The organism is Oceanithermus desulfurans (genome assembly GCF_014201675.1).
Lineage (GTDB): Bacteria > Deinococcota > Deinococci > Deinococcales > Marinithermaceae > Oceanithermus > Oceanithermus desulfurans.
The window spans coordinates 64,474-88,653 of sequence record NZ_JACHEZ010000001.1 but is presented as its reverse complement, the minus strand read 5'-3'; the positions used below and the strand labels follow the sequence as shown (position 1 = coordinate 88,653).

General features: G+C 69.0%; 24 protein-coding genes. 12 read left to right on the top strand and 12 right to left on the bottom strand.

Annotated elements, in window-relative coordinates; all coding sequences use genetic code 11:
* Positions 1–397: 397 nt before the first annotated feature.
* The 6 genes from bshB1 to HNQ05_RS00515 are packed head-to-tail and all read right to left on the bottom strand — an operon-like array spanning position 398 to position 4,794.
* On the bottom strand, positions 398–1,075 hold the full coding sequence (gene bshB1, locus HNQ05_RS00540; protein ID WP_147145011.1) for a bacillithiol biosynthesis deacetylase BshB1: 678 nt from the start codon (positions 1,073–1,075) through the stop codon (positions 398–400).
* On the bottom strand, positions 1,072–1,686 hold the full coding sequence (gene plsY, locus HNQ05_RS00535) for a glycerol-3-phosphate 1-O-acyltransferase PlsY (protein ID WP_147145009.1): 615 nt from the start codon (positions 1,684–1,686) through the stop codon (positions 1,072–1,074). Before plsY ends, bshB1 begins: the two co-directional genes overlap by 4 nt.
* Positions 1,687–1,703: 17 nt before the next feature.
* Entirely contained in the window at positions 1,704–2,483 is a 780-nt protein-coding gene (locus tag HNQ05_RS00530) for an ABC transporter permease (protein ID WP_147145007.1), read from the bottom strand.
* Positions 2,484–3,272, bottom strand: a complete 789-nt coding sequence (locus HNQ05_RS00525; protein ID WP_147145005.1) for an ABC transporter permease — start codon at positions 3,270–3,272, stop codon at positions 2,484–2,486.
* Positions 3,269–4,255 carry an ABC transporter ATP-binding protein gene (locus tag HNQ05_RS00520; protein WP_147145004.1) on the bottom strand — a complete coding sequence of 329 codons (987 nt, stop codon included), beginning with the start codon at positions 4,253–4,255 and terminating at the stop codon, positions 3,269–3,271. The genes HNQ05_RS00525 and HNQ05_RS00520 overlap by 4 nt, the downstream gene beginning before the upstream one ends.
* Complete coding sequence (locus tag HNQ05_RS00515) at positions 4,222–4,794, bottom strand: cob(I)yrinic acid a,c-diamide adenosyltransferase (protein ID WP_147145002.1); 573 nt, start codon at positions 4,792–4,794, stop codon at positions 4,222–4,224. The genes HNQ05_RS00520 and HNQ05_RS00515 overlap by 34 nt, the downstream gene beginning before the upstream one ends.
* Before the next feature lie 181 nt (positions 4,795–4,975).
* On the opposite strand from HNQ05_RS00515, the gene alr reads away from it, so the two are divergent.
* The 3 genes from alr to HNQ05_RS00500 are packed head-to-tail and all read left to right on the top strand — an operon-like array spanning position 4,976 to position 8,415.
* Positions 4,976–6,049, top strand: a complete 1,074-nt coding sequence (gene alr / locus HNQ05_RS00510) for an alanine racemase (protein ID WP_147145000.1) — start codon at positions 4,976–4,978, stop codon at positions 6,047–6,049.
* The gene (locus HNQ05_RS00505; RefSeq protein ID WP_147144999.1) at positions 6,046–6,423 is read left to right on the top strand and encodes an ACT domain-containing protein; all 378 of its coding nucleotides are present in this window, start codon (positions 6,046–6,048) and stop codon (positions 6,421–6,423) included. Before alr ends, HNQ05_RS00505 begins: the two co-directional genes overlap by 4 nt.
* Positions 6,424–6,441: 18 nt before the next feature.
* Positions 6,442–8,415 (top strand): ATP-dependent nuclease, encoded by a 1,974-nt coding sequence (locus HNQ05_RS00500; RefSeq protein ID WP_147144997.1) that lies wholly within the window; start codon positions 6,442–6,444, stop codon positions 8,413–8,415.
* 48 nt (positions 8,416–8,463) lie between these two features.
* Here HNQ05_RS00500 and HNQ05_RS00495 read toward each other — a convergent pair whose 3' ends face one another.
* Genes HNQ05_RS00495 through crcB form a run of 5 tightly spaced genes read right to left on the bottom strand, consistent with a single transcriptional unit; the run spans position 8,464 to position 11,565 of the window.
* Positions 8,464–9,330 (bottom strand): complex I NDUFA9 subunit family protein, encoded by an 867-nt coding sequence (locus HNQ05_RS00495; protein ID WP_147144995.1) that lies wholly within the window; start codon positions 9,328–9,330, stop codon positions 8,464–8,466.
* A gap of 4 nt (positions 9,331–9,334) precedes the next feature.
* Positions 9,335–9,892 (bottom strand): molybdopterin-dependent oxidoreductase, encoded by a 558-nt coding sequence (locus HNQ05_RS00490; RefSeq protein ID WP_147144993.1) that lies wholly within the window; start codon positions 9,890–9,892, stop codon positions 9,335–9,337.
* A gap of 58 nt (positions 9,893–9,950) precedes the next feature.
* Entirely contained in the window at positions 9,951–10,781 is an 831-nt protein-coding gene (locus HNQ05_RS00485) for a 2-keto-4-pentenoate hydratase (RefSeq protein WP_147144991.1), read from the bottom strand.
* Positions 10,782–10,831: 50 nt separating this feature from the next.
* Positions 10,832–11,173 (bottom strand): DUF190 domain-containing protein, encoded by a 342-nt coding sequence (locus HNQ05_RS00480; protein ID WP_147144990.1) that lies wholly within the window; start codon positions 11,171–11,173, stop codon positions 10,832–10,834.
* A gap of 11 nt (positions 11,174–11,184) precedes the next feature.
* Positions 11,185–11,565 (bottom strand): fluoride efflux transporter CrcB, encoded by a 381-nt coding sequence (gene crcB / locus HNQ05_RS00475; protein ID WP_147144988.1) that lies wholly within the window; start codon positions 11,563–11,565, stop codon positions 11,185–11,187.
* A 151-nt stretch (positions 11,566–11,716) separates the two neighbouring features.
* Here crcB and HNQ05_RS00470 point away from each other — a divergent pair, with 151 nt between their 5' ends.
* The 7 genes from HNQ05_RS00470 to HNQ05_RS00440 all read left to right on the top strand — a co-directional run bounded on the left by HNQ05_RS00470 (position 11,717) and on the right by HNQ05_RS00440 (position 19,127).
* Positions 11,717–14,125: a DUF4900 domain-containing protein gene (locus HNQ05_RS00470; protein ID WP_183677495.1), complete on the top strand. Its 2,409-nt coding sequence runs from the start codon at positions 11,717–11,719 to the stop codon at positions 14,123–14,125.
* Positions 14,125–14,565: a pilus assembly FimT family protein gene (locus HNQ05_RS00465; protein WP_147147762.1), complete on the top strand. Its 441-nt coding sequence runs from the start codon at positions 14,125–14,127 to the stop codon at positions 14,563–14,565. Before HNQ05_RS00470 ends, HNQ05_RS00465 begins: the two co-directional genes overlap by 1 nt.
* Positions 14,562–14,999: a type IV pilus modification PilV family protein gene (locus HNQ05_RS00460; RefSeq protein ID WP_147147764.1), complete on the top strand. Its 438-nt coding sequence runs from the start codon at positions 14,562–14,564 to the stop codon at positions 14,997–14,999. The genes HNQ05_RS00465 and HNQ05_RS00460 overlap by 4 nt, the downstream gene beginning before the upstream one ends.
* Positions 14,996–15,772, top strand: coding sequence for a PulJ/GspJ family protein (locus HNQ05_RS00455; protein ID WP_147147766.1), 777 nt, complete (start codon positions 14,996–14,998; stop codon positions 15,770–15,772). Before HNQ05_RS00460 ends, HNQ05_RS00455 begins: the two co-directional genes overlap by 4 nt.
* Before the next feature lie 49 nt (positions 15,773–15,821).
* On the top strand, positions 15,822–16,976 hold the full coding sequence (gene tgt, locus HNQ05_RS00450) for a tRNA guanosine(34) transglycosylase Tgt (RefSeq protein ID WP_147147768.1): 1,155 nt from the start codon (positions 15,822–15,824) through the stop codon (positions 16,974–16,976).
* A 98-nt stretch (positions 16,977–17,074) separates the two neighbouring features.
* Entirely contained in the window at positions 17,075–18,295 is a 1,221-nt protein-coding gene (locus HNQ05_RS00445; RefSeq protein ID WP_147147770.1) for a uracil-xanthine permease family protein, read from the top strand.
* 67 nt (positions 18,296–18,362) lie between these two features.
* Positions 18,363–19,127 carry a tellurite resistance TerB family protein gene (locus tag HNQ05_RS00440; RefSeq protein ID WP_147147772.1) on the top strand — a complete coding sequence of 255 codons (765 nt, stop codon included), beginning with the start codon at positions 18,363–18,365 and terminating at the stop codon, positions 19,125–19,127.
* 63 nt (positions 19,128–19,190) lie between these two features.
* Here the strand turns inward: HNQ05_RS00440 and HNQ05_RS00435 are convergent, their stop codons facing one another.
* The gene (locus tag HNQ05_RS00435; RefSeq protein ID WP_147147774.1) at positions 19,191–20,279 is read right to left on the bottom strand and encodes a tetratricopeptide repeat protein; all 1,089 of its coding nucleotides are present in this window, start codon (positions 20,277–20,279) and stop codon (positions 19,191–19,193) included.
* 179 nt (positions 20,280–20,458) lie between these two features.
* Here HNQ05_RS00435 and pheS point away from each other — a divergent pair, with 179 nt between their 5' ends.
* Positions 20,459–21,475 carry a phenylalanine--tRNA ligase subunit alpha gene (gene pheS / locus HNQ05_RS00430; RefSeq protein ID WP_147147776.1) on the top strand — a complete coding sequence of 339 codons (1,017 nt, stop codon included), beginning with the start codon at positions 20,459–20,461 and terminating at the stop codon, positions 21,473–21,475.
* Between the two features lie 10 nt (positions 21,476–21,485).
* Positions 21,486–23,825: a phenylalanine--tRNA ligase subunit beta gene (gene pheT / locus HNQ05_RS00425; protein WP_147147778.1), complete on the top strand. Its 2,340-nt coding sequence runs from the start codon at positions 21,486–21,488 to the stop codon at positions 23,823–23,825.
* Positions 23,826–24,180 lie beyond the last annotated feature (355 nt).

The window sequence follows — 24,180 nt, the reverse complement described above, 5'->3', positions numbered from 1 at the left end:
GGGAAGTGGGATGTGGGATGTGGGAACGGCGTAAAACGGGTTCCTGCAGACCGCGAGCTACGAGCCGCAGGCTACCTACCCCTTTCCCGATTCCCCGGGCGAGACCGGCCCCGCCGGCCGAGACCCGGGGTCCATGCAGCGGGCGACGCCTACGGCAGGTCTACCCGCAACAGGCCATCCACGGGCTACGAGCCACAATCCACGAGCCGCGAGTCGCCCTCCATAACCCCACCTAGCCCTCCCCAAAGGGGGCAAAGGGGGCGGGCGTCTTCAAGTTTCTACAGCCGGTAGGGCGCCCCGGTCCCGACGCTTGACCCGGTCCTGGGCCCCAGCTTTCTCTGGGGCGACGAGGAAAGCCGCCCGCGTCGATGGGGGCGTAGGTGTTCGGACGGTGCCGCTAGGGCAGGTCGACGAGCCACGGCCGGGGGCTCACGAACGGCTCGGCGTAGGCCACCCCCGCGAGCTGGCCCCAGTAGCGGCGCAGCGCCCGGCGGGCCTCCAGCCCCGCCGGGCCGACGGTTTCGCTGACATCCTCCCCGGCGAACTGGCTGGCGAAGGCCCGCACCGCCGCTTCCCAGACCTCGATCACCCTGCTGACGTCGACGAGCAGGTCCGGGCGTACGGGGTCGTTACCCGGATAGTGCAGCAGGCGTTCGGGCTTGTGGGGCCGGCCCTCGACGTCCGCGCGGGCGAGCCCGGCCAGGTGCAGCGCCCGGTGCACCAGCGCCGCGGCCCCCACGTGATCGGGGTGGCGGTCCTCGGGGTGGGGCGCCAGCAGCACCCGCGGCTTCAGAGCGCGGATCCGCTCCGCCAGGACCGCCGCCATGCCGGCGTCGTCCGTGAGCCCTCCGTCGGGAAAGCCCAGGTTCTCGCGCAGCGCCAATCCCAGCACCCGCGCCGCCGCCTCGGCCTCGCGGGCGCGGGTCTCGGGGTCGCCCTTGCTACCCAGCTCGCCGCGGGTGAGGTCGACCACGCCCACTGCGCGGCCGGCCCGGGCCGCCTTGGCCAGCGTACCTCCGGCGCCCAGCTCGGCGTCGTCGGGGTGCGGGGCCACCACGAGCAGGTCGAGCGTCACGGGTACCTCGGCTTCTTGTCGGCCTTCTCCCCCAGCCGGCGCTCCCTGCCCTGCTGCAGCCGCACCACGTTCTCGCGGTGGGTCCAGAAGACGAGGGCGACCAGCAGGGCCAGCGCCGCCAGCTCCCAGGGTGGCCGGCCTGCAAAGGCCGCGTAGACGAGGCCCGCAAAGGTGCCCGTCAGGCTGCCTGCGGAAACGTAGCGCGTCAATGCGATGACGACGAGGGCCACGATCAGCCCGAAGAGGGCGACCTCGGGATCGAGGAAGAGGACGGTGCCGAAGCTGGTGGCCACACCCTTGCCGCCCTTGAAACCCAGGAAGACGGAGAAGTTCTGCCCCAGCACCGCGGCCAGCGCCACGCCGCCCAGCAGCCAGCCGTCGACGCCCAGGGCCCGGGCGATCAGCACCGCCAGCCCCCCCTTGAACATGTCGAAGGCGAAGACGACGAGTGCCGGACCCCACCCCAGCGCCCGCAGCACGTTGGTGGCTCCGATGTTGCCCGAGCCGACCTCGCGGATGTTCACCCCGTAGAGGCGCGCGATCAGCACGCCCGCGGGAACGGATCCGAACAGGTAGGCGAGCAGCAGGGTGACGAGGGCGTAGAGGCTCACGCCCGCATTCTAAGACCTCAACTCGAAGCCGAGGTGTAGAAGCGCAGGGCGAAGCGCCAGAAGGCCCGGGAGAGCGCGAAGAGCCCGAGAGCCACGAGAAAGATGGCCCAGGACGCGCCGCCGGCCGCCCGCCCCAGCGCCAGCTCCGCCGGCGCCGTGGTCATGAAGTAGACGGGCAGCACGAAGGTAAGGAAGAGCCGGAAAGGGCGCGCGTACGCCTGCACCGGATACTGGGCGCTCCAGATCATGGAGCTGAGGAAGAAGACGACGTTGAAGATCTTGACGAACCAGATCGAGGTCGTGGCGAACAGGAAGGCCAGCGCGTACGCCAGCAGCAACGCGCCCGCGGCCGCGACCGCGAGCACCAGCCAGCCCGCGGGGGAAAGCCCCGACGCCGCTCCGGCGTAGCCCACGACCCCCAGGGCCAGCGCCAGGTACGGCAAGCCCACGACCCCGACCTGCTGCACGCTCATCCAGAACTGGCTGTCCACCGGCTTGAGGAGCACGAAGTCGAGGGTGCCGTCCTGCACCATCTCCGAGATGCGGCGCAGGTTGGGCTGGAAGATGAGGACGAAGAAGGCGTCCACCATCTGCGCGAGCCCCAGCACCAGCAGCGCTTCCTGCCAGCGCCAGCCGCCCAGGTCGTAGCCGCTGGCGTAGAAGAGGTAGACCCCGAAGAGCTTGCCCCCGGTCTCGACGAAGGCCGCTACGATGGAGACCGCGAAGGCGGCGCGGTACTCCATGCGCGCCGCCGCGGAGGCGGCCCAGAAGATGCCGATCAGTCTCAGGTAACGCACCTAGGCCCCCATGGCGCTGTAGCGGCGGCGGCCCAGCCACCAGAGCAGCCGCGTGGTAGCGAAGAAGACGAGCGTCCAGGCCCCCAGCACCGCGAAGCCCCGCGGGTCGGGGGAGTCGAGCCCCGACCAGTACGAGGCCGGCAGGTAGACGAGGTGGGGGAACGGCGTCCACAGCAGCACCCGCTGCACCGCCTCGGGGTAGAGCGAAAGCGGCGCCAGCATCCCCGAGAAAAAGAGCACCAGCACGTACCAGAGCTCGAAGATCTCGGTCGCGTCCTCGAACCAGAACGAAAGCAACCCCACCGCGTAGGCCACCAGAAAGCTGAGCAGGAAGGCCAGCGTGCTGGCGGCGAGCCCCAGGAGCAGCGGAGCCCAACCGGGCCAGACCAGCGCCCCCGGAAAGAGCAGCGCGAAGACCAGCCCGATCAGAATCAGCAAGGGCAGGCGCACCCCTCGCTCGGCGACGTGGTCGGCGAAGATCCGCCAGGCGGGGTCGAGGGGCTGGAGCAGGTGGAAGGAGAGCTTGCCGGTGCGTACCCAGTCGCTGAAGGTCCAGTTGGCCCAGACGACGCTCAGCTGCCGCGCGACGAAGACGGCAAAGAAGTAGCGCGCGTACTGGAGCGGGGTGTAGGCGGTGTACCCCTGGCGCGCCGCCTCGCTCCAGGCGGCCATGAAGAAGAAGGGGACGAGCCCGCCCAGAATCCAGAAGACGATCTCGGCCCGGTACTCCAGCATGTAGGCGAAGTAGACGGCCAGGAGGGTGCGCACCTTGGCGAAGCGTTCGCTCATACCGCCCCCTCCGCAAAGATGCGTCCAATCACCTCTTCCAGCGGCGGCTCGTCCACGGTCAGGTCGCGCACCTCGAAGCGGCCCAGCAGGTCGGCGACCACCCCGGTCAGCGCCCCCTTGTCCACCAGGAGGCGCACGCGGGAGCCCTGCACCTCCTCCACCCGACCGTAGCGCTCGAAGGCCCCGGCGGGAACCGGCGCGGTCAGCTCGAGGCGCACCTCCTTGAAGGGGGCGTAGCGCTCGACCAGCCCCCTGAGCCACCCGTCGTAAAGCAGCCGCCCCTCGTGGATCACGATCACCCGCTCGGCCAGTGCCTCGATGTCGGCCATGTAGTGGCTGGTGAGGAGCAGCGTCGCCCCGTAGCGCTCGCGGTAGGCCTTCAGGAAGCGGCGTACCGCCAGCTGGGCGTTCACGTCGAGGCCCAGGGTGGGCTCGTCAAGGAAGAGCACCCGCGGCCGGTGCAAGAGCGAAGCCAGCAGCTCGGCCTTCATCCGCTGCCCCAGGCTGAGCTTGCGCACCGGCTGGCGCAGCACCTCCTCGACCTCGAGCATCGCCGCCAGCTCCGCGGTGCGGCGCTCGGCCTCGGCCCAGGGGATCTCGTAGACCGCAGCGTTGACGCGCAAGGAATCGAGCACCGGCAAGTCCCAGATGAGCTGCTGCTTGTTGCCCATCACCAACGTCAGGTTCCGCAGCAGCGCCGCTTCGCGCCGGTAGGGGTCGCGCTCCAGCACCCGCGCGCGGCCGGCCGTGGGCTGGATCAGCCCGGTCAGCATCTTGAGCGTCGTCGTCTTGCCCGCGCCGTTGGGGCCCAGGAAGCCCACCACCTCGCCGGGCGCGATGGCGAAGCTTACCCTGCGCACGGCCTCGATGCGGCGGTAGCGACGGCGCACGAAGTGCCGCAGCGTGCCCGCGAAGCCGGGGTCCTTCTCGGCGACCAGGAAGGTCTTGCTCAGCTGTTCGGCGAGGACGGCCGGGGCTGCCAAAGCGGCTCGCTCACCCCCTCGCGCGCGTTGAGCCAACGCGCCATCGCGAAGAGCAGATCGGAAAGGCGGTTGAGGAAGCACAGCACCTCGGGGTTGACGTCCTCGGCGCGGGCGAGGGCGACCACCCGCCGCTCGGCGCGGCGCACCACCGCGCGGGCCACCTGCAGCGCGGCGGCCGCCGGGTGCCCTCCGGGCAGCACGAAGCCGGTAAAGGGCGGGCCCTCTTCGGTGTAGCGGTCGGTCCAGGCCTCGAGCAGGGCGGTGTCGTCCTCCTGCATCCGCCGCACCTTGGCCTCGTGGGGGCCGCCGGCGCGGGTGGCCAGGTCGGCCCCCAGGTCGAAGAGCGCGTTTTGAATCGTCGCCAGGTGGGCGTCCAGTTCCTCGTGGGCCTGCGGCAGCAGGCTGCGGGCGAAGCCGATCTGGCTGCTGGCCTCGTCCACCTCGCCGTAGGCCTGGACCCGCGGGTGGTCCTTGCCCAACCGCTCGCCGCCGTAGAGCCCGGTTTCGCCGGCGTCGCCGGTACGGGTATAGAGCTTCATACCCTAAAGCCTACCGCCTCCCCAGGCCCGCAAAGGGGTGCAGGCCCGCTTTCGCGGGCCTGCGGAGGGAGGGATCAATCAGTGGATCTTGGACGCAGCAAGGTGAGTGTACCCCGCGGCGTCAGGACAGGTGTCCCTGATGCGCGTTGCGGCCGCGCGGAGGGGCCGGTAGGCTTGGGGCATGCGGCCGACCTGGCTGGAGATCGACCTGGGGGCGCTGGGGCGCAACTACCGGCGGCTCGCCCGGCGCGCTGCGGGCGCGCGGGTGATCGCGGTGGTCAAGGCGAACGCCTACGGCCACGGCGCGGCGGCGGTGGCGCGGGCCCTCCTCGGCTGCGGCGCCGAGCGGCTGGCGGTGGCCACCAGCGGCGAGGGGGCCGGGCTGCGCCGGGCGGGGATCGACGCGCCGGTGCTGCTCCTCGGCTCGCTGCATCCGGACGACGCCGAGGACGCCGCCCGCTGGGGGCTGACCCCCACGCTGGCCACCCTGGAGGCCGCGCGTGCGTACGCCGCCGCGCGCCCCGGCGGCGGCGTGCAGGTCAAGGTGGACAGCGGCATGGGCCGGGTGGGGGTGCCCCCGGGGGAGCTGGCGGGTTTCGTGGCGGCGGTGGAGGAGCTGGGCCTGGAGGTGGAGGCCGTCTACACCCACTTCGCCGTCGCCGACGAGGACGAGGTCGAGACCCGAAGGCAGCTCGCGGTCTTCCTGGAAACCGCGCGCGCCCTGCCCCGCCGCTACCCGCTGCACGCGGCCAACTCGGCCGCGATCCTCGCCGGCCTGGGAACCGAGCTCGACTTCGTGCGGCCGGGGGTCGCGCTGTACGGGCTGCCGCCGGACATGCGGACGGCGCAGGGGCTCGAGCCCGTCCTCGCCTGGAAGGCGCGGCCCACCCAGGTGAAGCGGCTCCCCGCGGGCCACGGGGTGGGCTACGGCCTCAGCTACCGTTCGCAGGGCGAAGAGTGGATCGCCACGCTGCCCTTCGGCTACGCCGACGGCTTTCCCCGGGCGCTTTCGAACCGCGGCTGGGTGCGCTGGCGCGGCGGCTACGCGCCGGTGGCGGGGCGGGTGAGCATGGACCAGACCACCGTGCGCCTGCCCGAGCCCGTGGGGCTGGACGAGGTCTTCTGGGTGGCGACGCCCGACCTGGACGAGCGCACCAGCCTGACCGGCCGGGCGCGGGCGCTGAACACGATCCACTACGAGCTGGCCACGGCGCTCAGCCCGCGGCTGCCGCGGGTCTACCGGGAGGAAGAATGAGGCTCCGGCTGGTGGGGGAGCGCTACGCGGTCTGCACCGCACCCCACCCGCTCGCGCCCGGCCCCGGCGCACTGTCGGCGGTGCTGCGCGATACCGACGGCTACACCTGGGTGGGACCCGAGGCGGCCGCGCCTCGGGCCGTGACCTGCCGCGGCGGATGGCGGTTGCTGGCGGTGGAGGGCCCGCTCGACTTCGGCCTCACCGGAGTGCTGGCCGCCCTAACCACCCCGCTCGCGGAGGCGGGGGTGCCGGTCTTCGTGCTCTCCACCTGGTCCACCGACTTCCTGCTCGTGCCCGTCGACAGGTTGGAGGCGGCCCGCGCCGCGCTCGCCGCCGCGGGCCACGTTCTAACCGACGCCGAGGATGCGCGGTAGCTCGGCCTCCAGGGGCCGGTGTTCCGGCTCGAATTCGGCAAGCAGGCGCTCGGCGCGCGCGGCGGTATTGCGCGATGCAGACGGGTACACCTGGGTGGGGCCCGTGGCGGGCGTGCCCACGCGCTAGATACCATTTACTACGAACTCGTAACGGGGCTTGCTCCGGGGCTACCTCGTATACATCCGCCCTTTAACGGCCTAGTGCTGAAATCGGTATTTGACCAGCCCATTGGCCAGAAGCGGGTTACTATAATTACTATGGCACTTATCACCCGAGTGGCCATCCGAAATTTCCGCTCATTTCGAAATCTGGAAGTAAAACCTTTCTGTCCATACACTTCGATCACTGGACTTAATAATGCAGGAAAATCTAATGTTCTTCGGGCATTGAACCTCTTCTTCAACGAAGAGATAGAGCCTGGAAAATCCCTCGATTGGGAGCGTGATTACAATATATTTGTTTCTCGGAAACAAAAAAAAGAGATATCGGTAGAAGTTGAATTTAGTTTGCCTGATATATTTAATTTCCCCAAACCGCTCAAGGCTGTAATAGATATACCCGCGGTCAGTAATAATGGCTCCTTCTCAATCAAAAAGGTATGGCACGTCCAAGAAGATTTGCCAAGCATTTACTTGAACGGTAAGAGTATAGAAGATGACAAAGCGGCAAAGGGTATAAGGGGGTTCTTAAGCTTAATTAAGTATGTATATATTCCTCATTATGTTTCACCTCTAAAGCTTTTTGATGCGGATAGCGTCAGCTTTATCGCTGAAGCATTACATAGGTTGCGAAAGGGTGGAAAAAAGAAAACGGGCGAAGATAGCCTTGATAATTTCCTTGGTGACCTTCGCAAGCAAATTGGGCACCTTTGGTCAGAGGTTTCTACCGCTCTCAATAGGTCAACTGGAGCAAGCGTCGAACTATCGGCAGAGCTACCATCTTCCCTAGAAGAGTTAGTGTCAAACTTAAAACTACGGCTCTCAATGTTATATGAACAGAATCATGTCATCGGGGCGGAATTGCAAGGCGCAGGAGTTCAGCTTTTCACGGCGCTACTCCTTCTTTATTCTTTACACCGCAGCCAGCCGGGAAGATCATTCGGCTGGCTACAAGCAATTATTTGGGGCGTAGAAGAACCAGAAAATTCGTTACATAAATCCCTGGAGGCGGAAATCGCTGCATTCTTTCAGCGCAACGCGCGGGAAAACCCGCGCTTTCAATTTATTATCACGACACATTCAGAAATATTCGCTGGATATTCTAACTGCATAATTTCATTAAAAAAAGAGGGGTTATCGGAAGCTATCTCTACAGTATTCCAAGGAAAGGACGGAATAAGAGAAGGATTGAAGGAGATGGGAAAAGCCGGCATCGGTATATATACCGAGCCTATACTGACCAATCCCACTAGCACAATAGTCCTTGTAGAAGGAAAATCAGACAAGTTCATCGTACAGCAAGCATTGAGATGCCTTCAGGTACCTAAAGAGCAATACATGGTTTTGTCTCCGGAAGATCTGGGAATGCATTCCGGCGGCACCCCCAATATCGAGAAAGTGCTGGATAAGTTAAGCAAGCACTTCGCCTACAGACCTGGCAACCTGTGTATTCTCCTTGACTGGGAAACCAAAGAGAAAACATACAACAAGATAAAAAAACTTATTGAGAAATTAGGTGATAAAAACAAAAATGGATTTTATATTGTTAAGTTAGATGATAAGAACGCTGATCCGAAGGTTAGCAAAGGATTCAAAGGCATCGAACGTTTTCTTAGTTATAGCTATCTTCGCAAACTGTGTGAAGATCATAGTATAACGCTTGTCAAGGAAACCAAAGAGGGTGTGTTAGTTATTGAAGATCCGAGCAACTATAATCATGGCGTGAAGAGCAAGTTGCAGCAAGTATACATGAATGATACTAAACTTTCTTGTGAATCCATACAACCGCTAATTAAAGCATTAAAGCCGGTGCTTAAATGCCTGAATACTTGAATGGTAAATGGATGCTCACACACTTAAACATATAGATAGTCTGGTAGACTAGCGGATACCGAGCACACGCGACAGCTCTGCCCCCAACTGCAGCCACTCGAGCTCAAAAACCTCCTGTAGCTCAGCCGGGTCGCCTGTGTTGCCCTCGAGCAGCATGAAGAGCTGATCGGGTGTGATCGGCGCCCGGGGCAGCCGGGCAAGGAGCGCGAAAAAGCCGACGGGAAGCGAAACGAGCGGCTTTCTCGACCCGAGCGCGTCGCGCACGAGCAAGATGAGCTCTCTGTAGGTGTATTCCTTCGGCCCCACCAGGTCGTAGGCTTCACCAATCGTCACGGGCTTTTCTAGGCTTTGGGCCATCGCCTGGGCGACGTCGCCGGCCCAGACGGGCCGGAACGGGTAGTCGCCGGTGCCGATGATGGGAATAAAGGGAAGCGGCATGCGCACGAGGCCCTTCAGGATCTTGCCGAAGAACTCGTCGCCCTCACCGAAGACGAGGCTGGGGCGGAAGATCGTCCAGTCGAGGCCGCTTGCCCGCACCAGCGCCTCGCCCCGCGCCTTGCTCGCGTGGTAGCGGCTGGGCGCGTCCGGCCGTGCCCCCAACGCCGAGACGTGCACGATCCGCCGCACCCCTGCCGCGACCATGGCCCCGAGCACCTGCTGAACCCCGCGGACGTGCACCGCCTGGTAGCGCTGCTCCCCCTCGCGGATGATCCCGGCGAGGTAGACCGCGGCGTCGGCGGCGCCCATGGCTTCGAGCCCCTGCCCCGAGGCCGCGTCGCCTACCCGGTAGCGCACTCCGGCGAGCGGGCCCCGCCCCCGGCGCGAGAGCGAGGTGACCCGGTGGCCGCGCGCGAGCAGCGCCCGGGCAACGTAGCTGCCCAGAAAGCCGCTTCCACCCACCAGGACGACGTGCATGACCCTATCCGTAGCGCTCCCCCCGCCAGGGGTCGCCCCGACGGTGGTAGCCGCGCATCTCCCAGTAGCCTTCGACCTCGCGCTCGAAGAGCTGGATCTTGGCGAGCCACTTCACGCTCTTCCAGCCGTAGCGGTGGGGCACCACCAGCCGCACCGGGCCGCCGTGCTCGTGGGGCAGGGGTGCGCCGTCCAGCGACCAGGCGAGCAGCACCACGGGCGCGGTAAGGTCTTCGAGCGGCAGACTGGCGCTGTACCCGCCCCGCGACCAGGCGAGCGCGTGGGTCGCGCCCGCTGTGGGTCGCGCGCGCTCGAGCACCCGCGCGAGCGGAACCCCCTGCCAGCGGGTGGCCGTGCGGGTCCAGCCGGTGACGCAGTGAAAGTCGTGCACCAGCATCTCCTCTCCCAGCGCCCGCAGCTCTTCCCAGCCCAGCTCGAGGCGGTGTTCCACGGCGCCCAGGAGCCGCAGCCGGAACGCCCCGGCCGCGAGGGGCGCGACCGGATCCACGGTAAACAGCGGGAAGCGGCGCGTCGGCGTCTGGCCCGGAGGCAGGTCGTCCCTCATGCCCGCAATCTATACGAAAGCGGGCGGGACCGGCCCGCCCGAAAGCACATTCGCCCACCTACTCGAAGCGGACCTTCACCTCGCCGCCCCAGCGGCCGAAGCTGTAGCCCACCCACAGGGTCTGCCCCGGCTGCGGGCGCAGCGGCTTGCCTAGGCTGCCCAGGCTGACGAGGTCGCCGGGCTTCAGCGCCTCGCCGCGGCGCGCCAGGTCGCCGGCGAGCCAGATCACCGCGTTGAGCGGGTGGCCCAGGATCGCCTTGCCCGGCACCTTCATCACCAGCGCGTCGTCCACGCTCACGTAGACCTGCATCTCGGCCAGCGCCCGGGCAAACTCGGGGGTGGCCTCGACGGGAATGGGGCGGCCCAGCACCCCCAGCCGCGCGCCCACGTTGATGGCTGTGATCGTCGCGCCGTTCAGGGGCTCGCCCTTCTTCAGCATCAGGTCGGGCAGCTCGATGAAGGGGATGACCGCGTCCAGGTGGCGCAGCACCTCCTCGGGCGTCTTCGCCTGGTTGACGCCGGCGTCACCAACCCGCACCATCAGGTCGGCCTCGGCAATGGGCACCGCGCCGAAGCGGGCGGGCACCACCGCGCCGCCCGCGAGCAGCATGCGCTCGAGCAGCACCCCCCGCAGGGGGTGGTCCACCCCGAACCGTTCCTGCACCGCCCGGCTGGTGAGCCCCACCTTGTACCCCACCGGGTCGCCCGCGATGGGGATCAGCCCCCGCACGAAGGCGGCCTGGAAGTCCAGCCCCTCGTCCACCGTCGCGACCGCCGGCGCGGGCGCCGGCGTCTTCCCCAGCCAGTACAGCACCAACCCGTCGGGCGAAACGGCCCCCGCCGAAACGCCCACCAACACCGCCACGAACGCCAGCAGCTTGATACGCATCCTCCTGCCTCCCTTCGACTTTGTATTTTTATACCACCGGCGCCCGGGGCCTATGCCCCGCCCTCGGCGGTGTAGCGCACGACCTCGACCTTCTCGAGGGTGACGAGCCCGCCGCCCAGCACCTCCCCCAGCCAGGGCAGAAAGCCGCGGATGCGCGCCTCCTCGTCGACGAGCTCCACGACGATCGGCAGGTCCTCGGAAAGCCGCAGGATCGCCGCCGAGTGGATGCGGCTGCCCGCGCCGAAGCCCATGATGCCGCGCAGCACGGTGGCGCCCCGAATCCCCCGGCGGCGCGCCTCCTCGACGATCGCGGCGTACGCCGGCCGGCCGTGCACCTTGTCGCTCTCCCCCAGGAAAACCCGCGCCAGTACCGCCGTACCGTTCAGCTGCATAACCGCCCTCCTCACGCGCTGCGAAGCACGGCCACCGCGGCCATGCCCAGGGCCACGAGCAGCACCCCCAGCACCAGGTTCAGGCCCACGTAGGCCAGCGCCTCCGCCCCCTGCCCTGCCCGCAGCAGCTCCAGGGCTTCGAAGGCAAAGGTCGAGAACGTGGTGAACGCCCCCAGGAAACCCACGGCGACGAAGAGACGCAGCTCCCCGGTCCAGCCGCCGATCAGGCTCGCCTGGATCACGAACCCCAGCAAGAAGCTGCCGATCAGGTTGACCCCGACCGTACCCCAGGGGAAGCTCGAGCCGGCCCACTGCTGCACCCAGCCCGAGACCCAGTAGCGGCCGAGCGCCCCGAGGGCGCCGCCCGCCATGATCCATATCCAGCGCTCCACCCTCAAGAGTATAGTCCGCGGCCAGGCGCCGCGTGACCCAAACCGCGGCGGAGCTTGCGGTACACTAAAGGCCATTGAGGCGAAGCCAGGTTGGACGTGTACCGGATCCAGCGGTGTTTGGATTAGAATTGTATAAATCGGAGGCGGAAGCATGAAAAAACCTCTCGGCATTGCCCTGGTCGTCACCCTTCTGTTCGCGCTATTGCTCTTCCTCGCCATTGTGGCCATCAGCAGCAGCCTTTCCCTCTCCGGCAAACGGGTGACCTCCAACCAGAAGGCGGCGCTCGAAGCCCAGTACGCCGCCGAGTCCGGGCTCGCCCTGGCGACGACGCGGCTGAGCCTCACCGGCCGCGAGGTGGCGGACTTCATCGAAAACGCCAGCGACTTCGAGATGCCCTCGGGGACGGACTGGGCCTCGCTGCGGAGCTATCTTCAGAAGTTCTGCGGGGTCACCAACGACCCCGACGACCCCGCCTTCGTACCCACCGACAAACCGGCCGTCGGCCGCGTGATCTGCACCGCCGACCCCGACCGGCTCGACTGGTCCGACCCCCGCGCGGCCCCCTACAGCATCTTCCTCGACGGTCACATCGACGCCGCCCGCTACCCCACCGGCACCGCGCCCGAGGACTACTGGCGCGCGCGGCTGGGCCCGCAGACCTTCGAGCGCACCCTGAAGACCCGCGGCCGCCTCACCACCGCCTACCGCGTAGCCTACGGCTTCGTTCCCTGGCGCGCCGAGGTCCTGCCCAACGCGACGGTGCGGCTGACTTTCCGCGCGCTGCCGACGGTGTCCAGCGGCTACCTCGCCAAGGAGGGCGCCGACGTCGCCCGTCACAAGATCGAACAGGCCTTCACCGGCGAGCTGCGCATCGACCTGCGCCCGCCCAGCTTCTCCCACTTCATGCTCTTCACCAACTACCAGCGTGCCGGGGCCGGAGCCGGGGCGGAGCGCGTCTACTTCTACGACGGCACCCTCTTCGACGGGCCGGTGCACACCAACGACAAGTTCAACTTCACCGGGCGGCCCTGGTTCGGCGACAGCGTGACCAGCGTCGGCTGCGAGGCCGAGAACGCCGCCAAGGACGACTGCCTGGACGCGCGGCCGGGGTACTACTACTGGGACGCCGGCGCCCGCAGCCACGTCAAGGTCACGCCCCCCATCGACCCCATCCCCCCGGCCTGGGCCGAGCCCGCCTTTGAGGGCGGGCTCGCCTGGGACAGGGACTACATCGCGCTCCCGAAGACGAGCAGCGACCAGTACCGCGCCGCCAAGAACGGGGGCCTCTTCATCGAAGACGACGACGCCACCTCGTCCACCGGAGACGTCAACGTCGAGGCCGTCACCCTGAGCACCGACGTGGTCGCCGGGGTGAAGTACCAGTTCGTCCAGGTGCACGGACGCCGGAACGTAGGCACCCGCACCGTACCCGGCCGCTGCGTCGCCGATCCGCCCCCGCCTCCGCCCGGCCCACCCGGCCCGCCGCCACCCCCGCCGCCGCCGCCACCGCCCCCGCCACCCCCGCCGCCCGAGGGACCGAGCGTCGAACGCTGGGCACCGCCGCTGCTCCAGACCGCGTTGCGGGCCGCAGCCCGGCTGGGCGCTCCTGGCCCGGGACGCACCGTCGCCATCTGGTTCGCGGACGGCCTAGCCGCGACGGTCCGCGCTCAGGCCGGGACCTGTCCGCCGGGGCAGCACTGGGTCGGCCCCACGACCGAGCCCGACATCCGGCGCTTCACCTACGCCTTCCGCATCGACGCGGCCGGCCGCGTCGAACGCAACGACGGCTCCGGCTGGTACAGCGTGGGTACCGGCTTCAACGGGGTGATCTACGTGGGTCGAGACGTCGCCGGGGGCCGCACCTCTTCGTTCACCCTCCAGGGGGGCGGGGTGGCGCAGCCCACGAGCGACCTTCGCCCCTGGAAAACCCACCGGCCGCGTTTGAGCGTCAGCCACCCCGGCCTCTGCCCCTACACCGTCACCGCTTACGACGGCGGCTACGACTGCATCCAACCCTCGATCGCCGACTTCATGCAGGTCACCGTCGTGGGCCGCAACATCGGCCTCAACCGCGACCTCATCTACGAAGACCGCCCCTGCACCTCGGCCCCTGAGCGGCGGGCCGACGGGTCGGTGGCGCCGGCCAACTGCCCCAACACCGATGCGCGCAACGTGCTGGGCGTCTACTCCGACCGCGGCGCGATCGTCATCAGGGGCAACGCCCCCTACAACCTGCACGTCGACGGGGTGCTCATGTCGGCGAGCCGCAGCGTCTACTACCAGCGCTGGAACAGCGGGCCCCCCAAGGGCTACCTCCACCTGACCGGCGGGCTGATCCAGAACTGGTACGGGCGGTTCGGCAAGCTCAAACCCGATCTGACGATCCGCAACGGCTACGGCCGCAAGTTCACCTACGACCCGCGGATGCGCAACAACGGGCTGGTGCCGCCCTTCTTCCCCACCTTCGACGGCGATCTGCCCTGGGGAAGCGCAGCCGAGTTCGCCGGCCCCGCGGGCGGTTCGGGCTCGGGCTTCTGGAAGCCGGTCGAAGGGCCGTGATGCACCGAAGGGGATTTTCGCTCGTCGAGCTGCTCATCGTGCTGGCCATCCTCGGCGCGGTGCTGGCGCTGGGGTACGCTTCGCTGCGCCCCCTGATGCAGCGCAGCCGCGTGGGCGAAGCCACGGCGACGGTGGCCGCCTCGCTGCAGCGCGCCCGCAGCTTCGCCCAGCGCGCCAACCTGCCGGCGCGCTGGGAGCGCACCGGCGACGCCAGCTACCGGCTGACCCTGGGCGCCGACGCGGTGGACGCCCGTCTGCCCGCGGGCCTCACCTTTGCCGAACCCGCGATCGGTGCCCGGATCACCTACACCGCGCCTTACGGCGAGGTCGACGCCGTTCCCCACCGCGTCACCATCCAGGGGCACGGGTTCGAAGCCGAAGTGCGCGTGGTCGGCATTACCGGAAAGGTCATCCGCTCGAACGTGAGGAGGGCGCCATGACCCGCAGGGGATTCTCACTGGTCGAGGCCCTGGTCGCCATGGTCATCCTGGGGGTGCTGCTGGCCGCGGTGCTGGGGCCGATCGGCGGACTCTTCAAGATCAGCAGGAGCAACCAGCAGACCCTGAACAACACCACACTGGCCCAGCAGGTGGCCGAGCGCATCGTGAACGCCTGGACGGATCCCGCACGCTTCTCCGGCGGCTGCCTCGACCTCGCCGCCGAACCGCTGCCCGCGGGCGTGAGCGTGACCGTGCAGGACCTGGACGCCCTGGCCGCGCCCACCTCGGCCCCCCGGACCCTCGCCGCCTGCCCGGGCGCCGCGGCCTCGAGCGCACCGCTACGGCGCGTGCACATCGTGGCCGACGGCGGCGGACCCAAGGCCGAGGTGGTGCTCGACGTCGCCCGGCCGCCGGTCGGCGGAGGCGGGCCGTGAGCGCCCAACGCCGGGGCTTCACCCTGCTCGAGGTGCTAATCGCCCTGGCGATCCTCGGCTTTCTGGGCCTCGTCTTCGTCCGCATCTTCTCCTCCACCTTCGACGCCACTGGAAACATCAGCGCCCGCAACGAGCTGCTGCACGAGGCGCAGATCGCCGAACAAATCGTCGCGGCCAAGGTGAAGCTGGCCTGGCACGTCTACCCGCCGGGAACGACCGTCCGCATCAACGGGGGCGCGACCACGCGCAACGCCCTGGCGGCACGCCCCCGCTGGACCGTGGGCACCGACCCCTTCCTGGCGCTGGTGCTCCCCCCCAGGACCGCGGGCGCCGCCTGCGGTGCGACGGCCACCGAAGGCTGCTACCGCTTCTACGCCTACTACGCCTTCCCCCGCAGCCACTACCTCGCCAGCATCGCCCCGACGAGCGCGCAGGCGCTCCCCTCCGACCCGCGCAACGACGGCACCTGGGTCCTGATGGAGTACCGCACTGCCCTGGTGGGGTTCGCACCCAACGCCGCCTGCAGCAACACCCCGGTGCCCGATGGAGGCCTTCCCGGGTCGGGGCGGCTGCTGGTGGAGTACGTCCAGCCCGGCACCTCCGCGCCCGCTTACGCCCCCTTCACGGTGCTCGCCGACGGTTCGGTGGAGCTGCGCCTGCGGATGCTGAAGCGAACGGCTGAGCGTACGGTGCGGGTGCCGCCACCGGACGACCCGCCGCTCACCCTCAAGGCCGTCCCGCGCAACGACCGCGTCGGCTGCAGCGGGCCCTAGCGCCGGTTGCACAACCCGGACCCGCCCCCTAAAGTGGGGCAGGTACGCCATGGCTTTCGAGTTCCGCGTTCTTCACCAGCAGGGCAAGGCCCGCACGGGTCGGCTCGCCACCCCCCACGGCGAGGTGCCCACACCGCTCTTCATGCCCGTGGGCACCCAGGCCACGGTCAAGGGGCTTTCGAACCGCGAGCTCGTCGAGATCGGCAGCCGCATCGTCCTCGCCAACACCTACCACCTGCTCCTGCGGCCGGGACCCGAGCGGGTCGCGCGGCTCGGGGGGCTACACGGCTTCACCGGCTACGACGGCCCCTGGCTCACCGACTCCGGAGGCTTCCAGGTGATGAGCCTGGGGCACCGGCGGGTGATCAGCGAGGAGGGGGTGGCCTTCTCCAGCCACCTCAACGGCGACCGCATCCTGCTCACGCCGGAGCGCAGCATCGCCGTGCAGGAACAGCTGGGCGCGGACATCGTCATGGCCTTCGACGAGTGCCCGCCCTTCCCCTCGGAGCGCGCCTACCTCAAGCGTTCGCTCGAGCGCACCCTGCGCTGGCTCGAGCGCTCGCTCGCGGCCAAGACGCGCAGCGATCAGGCCCTCTTCGGCATCACCCAGGGCGGCGTCGAGCCCGACCTGCGGCGCACGAGCACCCTGGAGACGATCCGATTCGACCTCCCCGGCTACGCCATCGGCGGTCTGGCTGTGGGCGAACCCAAAGAGGCGATGGTGCCGGTGGTCGACCTCTCCACCGACCTGCTGCCGGCGGACCGCCCCCGCTACCTGATGGGCGTGGGCCATCCCGAAGACCTGGTGGCGGGGGTGGCCCTGGGCGTGGACCTGTTCGACTGCGTCTACCCCACCCGCACCGGCCGCTTCGGCTACGCCCTGGTGGACGAGGGGCGGCTCAACCTGGGCTCGGCCCGCCACAAGGACGACCCCGCCCCCATCGACGCAGCTTGCGACTGCTACACCTGTCGCAACCATTCGCGCGCCTACCTGACCCACCTGGTGCGCACCGAGGAGCTGCTGGGGCTGCGGCTGCTCTCTCTGCACAACCTGCGCTACCTGCACCGGCTGATGGAACGGGCGCGCGCGGCGATCGAGGCCGGAACCTACGGCGATTTCGCCCGCGGCTTCGCCGAGCGCCGCTGGCCTGAAGGAGCGCCCGGCTGGTTCGCAGACGCGCTGGTCCGCGCCGGGGTGTGGTAGACTGGACTCCCGGTATGGGATCGCCCCAGGGCCGGAGACACGAACCGCCAAACGCCCTTTGGGGCGTGTTTTTTTGATCCCTGCCGGGAGGAAAGGGTATGGAACGACACGCACCGAACCAATGGATCCTGGGTCTGCAGCACACCGTCGCGATGTTCGGAGCTACCGTGCTGGTGCCGCTGCTCACCGGCCTCGACCCCTCGGTGGCGCTGGTGAGCGCGGGCGCGGGCACGCTGCTCTTTCACCTCATTACCGGGGGACGGGTGCCCGTCTTCCTGGGCTCGAGCTTCGCCTTCATCGCGCCCATGGTCGCCGCCGGCAAGGCGGGGTTCTCGGTCGCCGCCATCGGCGGCGGCATCGCCGCCGCGGGGCTGATCTACGGGCTGATGGCGCTCCTCGTCATGGCCATCGGCTCCGAGCGCGTGCGCCGGGTCTTCCCCCCGGTCGTCACCGGGCCGGTCATCGTCGTCATCGGCCTCACGCTGGCGCCCGTGGCCATCGACATGGCCACCAAGGGCTGGCTGCTGGCCATCGTCACCCTGGCGGCCGCCATCGTCGCCGCGGTCTTCTTCCACGGGCTGTTCAAGATGCTGCCCATCCTGGTGGGGGTGACGGTGGGGTACGTCGTCGCCCTTTTCAGCGGTGCGGTCGACCTCACCCCGGTGCGCGAGGCCGCCTGGATTGGCCTGCCCGCCTTCACCTGGGCGCGGTTCGAGCTGGGCGCGGTCTTCCTCATCGCTCCGGTGGCCTTCGTGACGGTGATGGAGCACATCGGCGACATCCTCACCAACGGCCGGGTGGTGGGCCAGGACTTCTTCAAGAAGCCAGGGCTGCACCGCACCCTCCTCGGCGACGGCGCGGCCACCGCGCTCGCCGGCCTGATCGGCGGCCCCGCCAACACCACCTACTCCGAGAACACCGGCGTCCTCGCGGTGACCAAGGTCTACGACCCCGCCATCCTGCGCATCGCCGCCGTCTTCGCCATCCTGCTGGGGTTCAGCCCCAAGCTGGCGGCGCTGCTGCAGACGCTGCCCGTCGGGGTGCTGGGCGGGATCTCGATCCTGCTTTTCGGGATGATCGCGAGCGTGGGCATCCGCACCCTCGCGGAGGCGCAGATCGACTTCACCCACTCGCGCAACATGATCGTGGTGGCGCTCATCCTGGTCCTGGGCCTGGGCGGCGCGGTGGCCGACCTGGGCACGATCACCGTGGCCGGCGCCGAGGTGCCGTTGCAGGCCAGCGGGATGGCGCTGGCGGCGCTGGTGGGCGTGGTCGTCAACCTGCTGCTGCCGCCCGAGATCGACGAGCCCGAGGCCTGAAGACGGGGTTTTACGTCGCTTTAAAACCCCGCGGGTAGAATGGGCTGCTTAGGCAGAAAGGAGCGGCATGGGGGGATTCAGCGACGTACTGGGCGCCCTGCTCGAGAGCCAGCTCTCGGGCGGGGCCGCGGAAAAACTGAAACGGGGGCTGCAGGGCGGCGGGCTCGAGCGGATGCTGGGCCAGGCTCTGGGAGACGGCGGGAGCGGCGCCCTGGGCGGGCTGCTGGGCGGCTCCGGCGGCGCAGCGGGGATGCTGGGGCAGCTGCTGGGCGGGTCCGGCGGCCGCGCCGGCGCCAGGGGGCTCGAGGCCCTGGCCGGCCGGCTGCTCGGCGGCGGTTCGGCCTCCCCGCGCGACCTCGGCGGCGGCCTGATGAGCCTCCTGGGCGGCCTGGCCATGGCGGCCATGACCACGGGCGGCCGGCGGCCGGCACGCGCGCCCCTGGGCCTGCGCGCTCCCGAGACCCCCGACGAGGAAGCGGAGCTCGAGAGCGCGGCGCAGGTCGTGCTGATGGCCATGATCAACGCCGCCAAGGCCGACGGGCGCATCGACCCCCAGGAGGCCGAGCGCATCGTCGGCCAGCTCGACCGGCAGGGGGCGGACCCCGAAGTGCGTGACTTCGTTTTCCGCGAGATGGCGGGGCCGCTCGACACCGGCCCCATGGTGGCGGCGGCGCGCGGCAAACCCGAGCTGGCGCTGCAGGTCTACGCGGCCAGCCTGCTGGCGGTGGAGGTGGACACCGCCGCGGAAAACCGCTATCTGGACGAGCTGCAGCGGGCGCTGGAGCTCCCACCGCAGGCGGTGGAGCAGATCGAGCGGTCGATCAAGGCTTAGCCGCGGCGCCGCAAGACCGCACCTCCGACGGCCCCGTCCGTCGGAGGTTTGGTGCGTTCGTCGCTACTCGCCGGCCGCCTGCCGCGCCAGCCGCAGGAAGTAGCGGGCGGAGGTGTCGTCGGGGTTGAGCTCCACCGCCTTGGCGTAGGCCTCCACCGCCTCGGCGTAGCGCCCCTGCTCGTAGCGCACGCGGCCCAGCCAGCGCCAGGCCTTGGCGTACTCGGGGTCGGCCTCCACCGCCCGGGCGAACCAGCGCTCGGCCTCCTCGAGCCGTCCCGCCTCGTAGGCGGCCACCCCCTTGAAGAAGGCGTCGGCGGCTGAGAGCCCCACGCCCGCGGCCTCCCGCGCCAGCTTGAGGAAGTGGCGGGCGTCGGCGGGGTTGCCCTCGAGCGCGATCACCTTCTCCCAGTGAGGAATGGCCTTGGCGGGCATGCCCGCGTCCATGTAGCTGCGGGCGAGCCAGCGGTGGGCCTCGGACCAGTCGGGGGCGAGCCCCGCGGCGGTCTCGAACTGCTGGATGGCCGTCGGGTAGTCGCCCGCCTCCCAGGCGGCGTAGCCCTGGTAAAAGGCCTTCACCGCCTCGGGGCCGTACTGGGCCATCTTCTCGGCCTGCTCGGCGAAGTAGGTGTTGCGAGGACTGGGGTTCACCTTGGCCGCGAGCTGCCAGTACTCGGCGGCGCGGATGCCGTCGCCCAGCTCCAGGTAGAGGCGCCCCAGCCAGGCCAGGGCCTCCTCGCTCTCGGGCTCGAGGACGAGTGCCTGCTCGAAGTAGTCCAGGGCCGCCTTCACGTCGCCGCGCTGGTAGGCCAAAAAGCCCAGCGCCCGCAGCGCCTCGGCGAGCGGCGCGGGATTGGACTCACCGGCGAGCGCCAGGTAACGCTTCCAGGCCTTCTCCGCCCGGATCCACCAGCCCGTGGTGGTGTAGATCTGCGCCAGCACCCGCCACACCTCGGGTTCGTCGGGCTCCAGCTTCGCCGCCGCCTCGGCCTTGGCGATGGCCTGGGCCCAGAGCGGCTTGTCGGGAAACTGGACCTCGTAGGTTTCCTGCGCTTCCTCAGCCAGGGCGCGGGCCTCGTTCAGAAGCTGCACCGCTTCGGGGCTGAGGGCCAGCACCGGCAAGAACAGGAGCACCAGCCAAATCCCTGCGCGCATTCGCCTCGCCTCCTCTCCCCAGCCTAACCGCGGCGCATGAGACCCTGGCGAAAAGCGGGACCGCGGCGGTATACTACGCCCAGTATGCGGACCTGCGGGTTCTTTTTTAGCAACTAGCGGAAGCTCCACCGGGCTTCCGCGGGGCGGCATGGGGCCGCCCCAAATTCTTGGGAGGCAGCATGTTGGAAGAAGCGTTGGCCGAAATTCGTGCCGCAGCGAGCCTGGAAGCGTTGCAGGAGATCAAGGTTCGCTTCCTGGGCAAGAAGGGGCGGCTCACCCAGGCCTTCAAGGCGATGAAGGGGCTCGGCCCCGAGGAACGCAAGGCGCGCGGGCAGGAGCTCAACCGCATCAAACAGGCCATCGAGCAGGCGCTTGCCGAACGCGAGGCCGAAATCAAGGCGGCCGAGCTGGAGGCCAGGCTGGAACGCGAGCGCGAGGACGTCAGCCTGCCGGGCCTGGCGCTGGCGCCGGGCGGCTACCACGTCGCTACCCAGATTCTCGATGAGCTGGTCAACGTCTTCCGGCGCATGGGCTACCAGGCGGTGACGGGCCCGGAGGCGGAGGACGAGTTCCATAACTTCGACGCCCTCAACATCCCGCCCCACCATCCGGCGCGCGACATGTGGGACACCTTCTGGCTCGAAGACGGCCACCTGCTGCGCACCCACACCTCGCCGATGCAGGTGCGCTACATGGAGGCCCACACCCCGCCCTTCCAGATCGTGGTGCCCGGCAAGGTCTACCGCCACGAGGCCACCGACGCCACCCACGAGGCGATGTTCCACCAGCTCGAAGGGCTGGCGGTGGGCGAGGGCATCACCCTGGCCCACCTCAAGGGGGCGCTGCTCACGATGGCGCGGGCGCTGTACGGCGAGGAGGCCCGGGTGCGGCTGCAACCCAGCTTCTTCCCCTTCGTCGAACCGGGGGTCGAGTTCCTCGTCTGGTGGACCAATCCGCGCACCGGCGAGGGTAGCTGGCTCGAGCTGGGCGGGGCCGGCATGGTCCACCCGGCGGTCTTCAAGGCGGCCGACGACGCCCGCGAGAAGGCCGGCCGGCCGCGCGTCTACGAAAACGTGACCGGCTTCGCCTTCGGTCTGGGCGTCGAGCGCATCGCCATGCTGCGCTACGGCATCCCCGACATCCGCTACTTCTACTCCAACCGGCTGGCCTTCCTGCGCCAGTTCCCGCGCCCTTAGGAGGTCTGCGATGAACGTACCCTATTCCTGGTTGCGCGAATTCCTGCCCGGCCTCCCCGAGCCCGAGGCCGTGCGCGAGGTGCTCGACCGCCTGGGGCTGGCGGTGGAGGAGGTGCGCCGGCTGCCCGCCCCGCCCGCGGGCGTCGTCTTCGGCCGGGTGCTGCAGGCCGAGGAGGTCCCGGGTACCGAACTCAAGAAGCTCGAGGTCGACGTGGGCCGCGAGGTCGTCACCCTGGTGAGCGGTGCGCAGGGCGCCCGCGCCGGCATCGGCCTGGCGGTGGCCCGCCCGGGCGTGGTCCTGCCCGACGGAACCGAGATCGGCGAGCGCAACATTCACGGCGTGACGAGCGCGGGCATGGCCCTCAGCCCGGCGGAGCTGGGCGTGGGCGAGTACGCCGGCGGGCTGCTGGAGCTGCCCGCGGACGCGCTCGAGCCCGGCCGCGAGCTGGCCGAGGTCTGGCCCGAGGAGGTCGTCTTCGAGCTGGAGCTGACCCCCAACCGCGCCGACGCCTTCAGCGTGCTGGGGGTGGCCCGCGACCTGGCGGCCAAGCTGGAGCTCGAGCTGGTCGAACCCCCTGTGGACGTCGAGGAAAGCCCGGTCGCCCGCTTCGTAACCGTGGAGGTCGAAGACCCCGAGGGCTGCGACCGCTACCTGGCCCGCTACGCCGGCGGCCTGGAGATCGGCCCCAGCCCCCTCGAGGCCCAGCGCCGGCTCCTGGCCGTGGGGCTCAGGCCCATCAACAACGTGGTGGACGCCACCAACTACACCATGTGGGAGCTCGGCGGCCCGCTGCACGCCTTCGACCTGGAGGAGGTGGCGGGGGGCATCGTGGTGCGCCGCGCGAAGGCCGGCGAGAAGATCGTCACCCTCGACGGTGAGGAGCGGCGGCTGGTGCCCGACGACCTGGTGATCGCCCGCAAGGTCGCCGGCGGCACCGAGCCGGTGGCCGTCGCCGGGGTGATGGGCGCGGCCAACTCCGAGGTCACCGAGAAGACCCGCGAGGTGGTGCTGGAGGCGGCCCACTTCGACCCGGTACGGGTGCGCCTGACCGCCCGCCGCCTGGGGCTTTCCACCGACTCCAGCTACCGCTTCGAGCGCGGGGTCGACCCCAACCTGCCGCCGCGGGCGGCGGCGCGCTTCTTGCACCTGCTGCAGCGCTGGAGCGGTTGCACCGTCGGCGACGTGGTGGTCGACGTCGGCGGCGACAAGCCGCGGCGCGAGGTGCCCTTCCGCCCCGGCTACGCCAACCGGCTGCTCGGCACCGGCTTCGACGCCGCGAGCCAGCTGGCCGCGCTCGAGCGCCTGGGTTGCGAGGTCGCCGGCGAGGCCGAGCCCTACGCGGTGCGGCCGCCCACCTGGCGGGTGGACCTGAACATCGAGGAGGACCTGGTGGAAGAGGTGGGGCGCATCCTCGGCTACGAGCACGTGCCCACCGAGCCGCTGGCGCTGATTCCCGCCCCCGACAACCTGAACGCCGAGGAGCCCTACCGGCGCGAGGAGGCCCTGCGCCGCGCCATGCGCGGGCTGGGGGGCTGGGAGGCCATCAACTACACCTGGCTGAGCCCCGCCTACCTGAGCCTCGCCCGCGCCCCCGAACCGCGCCGCTTCCTCAAGAACCCGATGGACCAAAGCAAGAACGCCCTGCGCACCGCCCTCTACCCGGGGCTGCTCGAAACCCTGGCGGCCAACCGCGAGGAGCGCCACCGCTTCTTCTTCGAGCTGGGCCACGTCTTCCTCGACGTCGAGGAGACCCGGCTGGCGGCGGTGCTGGGCGGGCCGCTGGTCGAGGCCGGCTGGCAGCCCGCCTTCGGCGAGGGCTACCCGGCCGTCAAGGGGGTGCTCGAGGCGCTGGCGGCGCGCGCCGGAGCGCGGGTGGAGGTGCGGCCCCAGCCGCACCCGCCCCTGCACCCGGGCGTGAGCGGCACCGTCTTCTGGAACGACGAGCCGCGCGGTTTCATCGGCCGGCTCCACCCCCAGGTGGAGGAGGCGCTGGAGCAGGGCCCGGTTCACCTCTTCGAGCTGGTGCTGCCGCTGCCCGAGGCCGAGCGCAGCTTCCGCGACCTGCCCAAGTTCCCGCCGGCGCGGCGCGACCTCGCGGTGGTGGTGCCCGAGAACGTGCCCCACGTCGAGATCCTCGACCTGGTCCGCCGCTTCGGCGGCCCCTACCTTGAGGCGGCCGAGCTCTTCGACGTCTACCGCGGCCGGCCGCTCGCCGAAGGGCAGAAGAGCCTGGCCTACCACCTGTCCTTCCGCCACCCGGACCGCACCCTCACCGACGCCGAGGTGGACGAGGAGATGGGCCGGATCGTTACCGCGGTTCTCGAGGCGGGGTACAAGATCCGCGAGTAGCCCCCAGGCGGCCCGCCCGCCGCTCCGGTTCGCGGGCGGGCCGCCTTTTCAAAACCGCCATGCACCACGCACCGCCGTTATCCGTCATTCCGGACGAGGGGTCCCAGGCCCGCGAGGTCGCGGATCGAGTCCGGGACAGGCCCGGAATCTAGATTTACGGATTAGAGCCCGACCGCTCAAAGCACGAAAGTTGCGGTCGGTGCATCGGTTCGTTAGGCTTACGCAACAACCATAAGATCCCCGATCTCGGCGCTCTGCGCCTCGTCGGGGATGACGAAAGGAAGTGTGGGATGTAGGGGGTGGGATGCAGGTGACGAAGGAGGCACAAAAGTGCCGGGTCTTCGGGGCTTTGGAG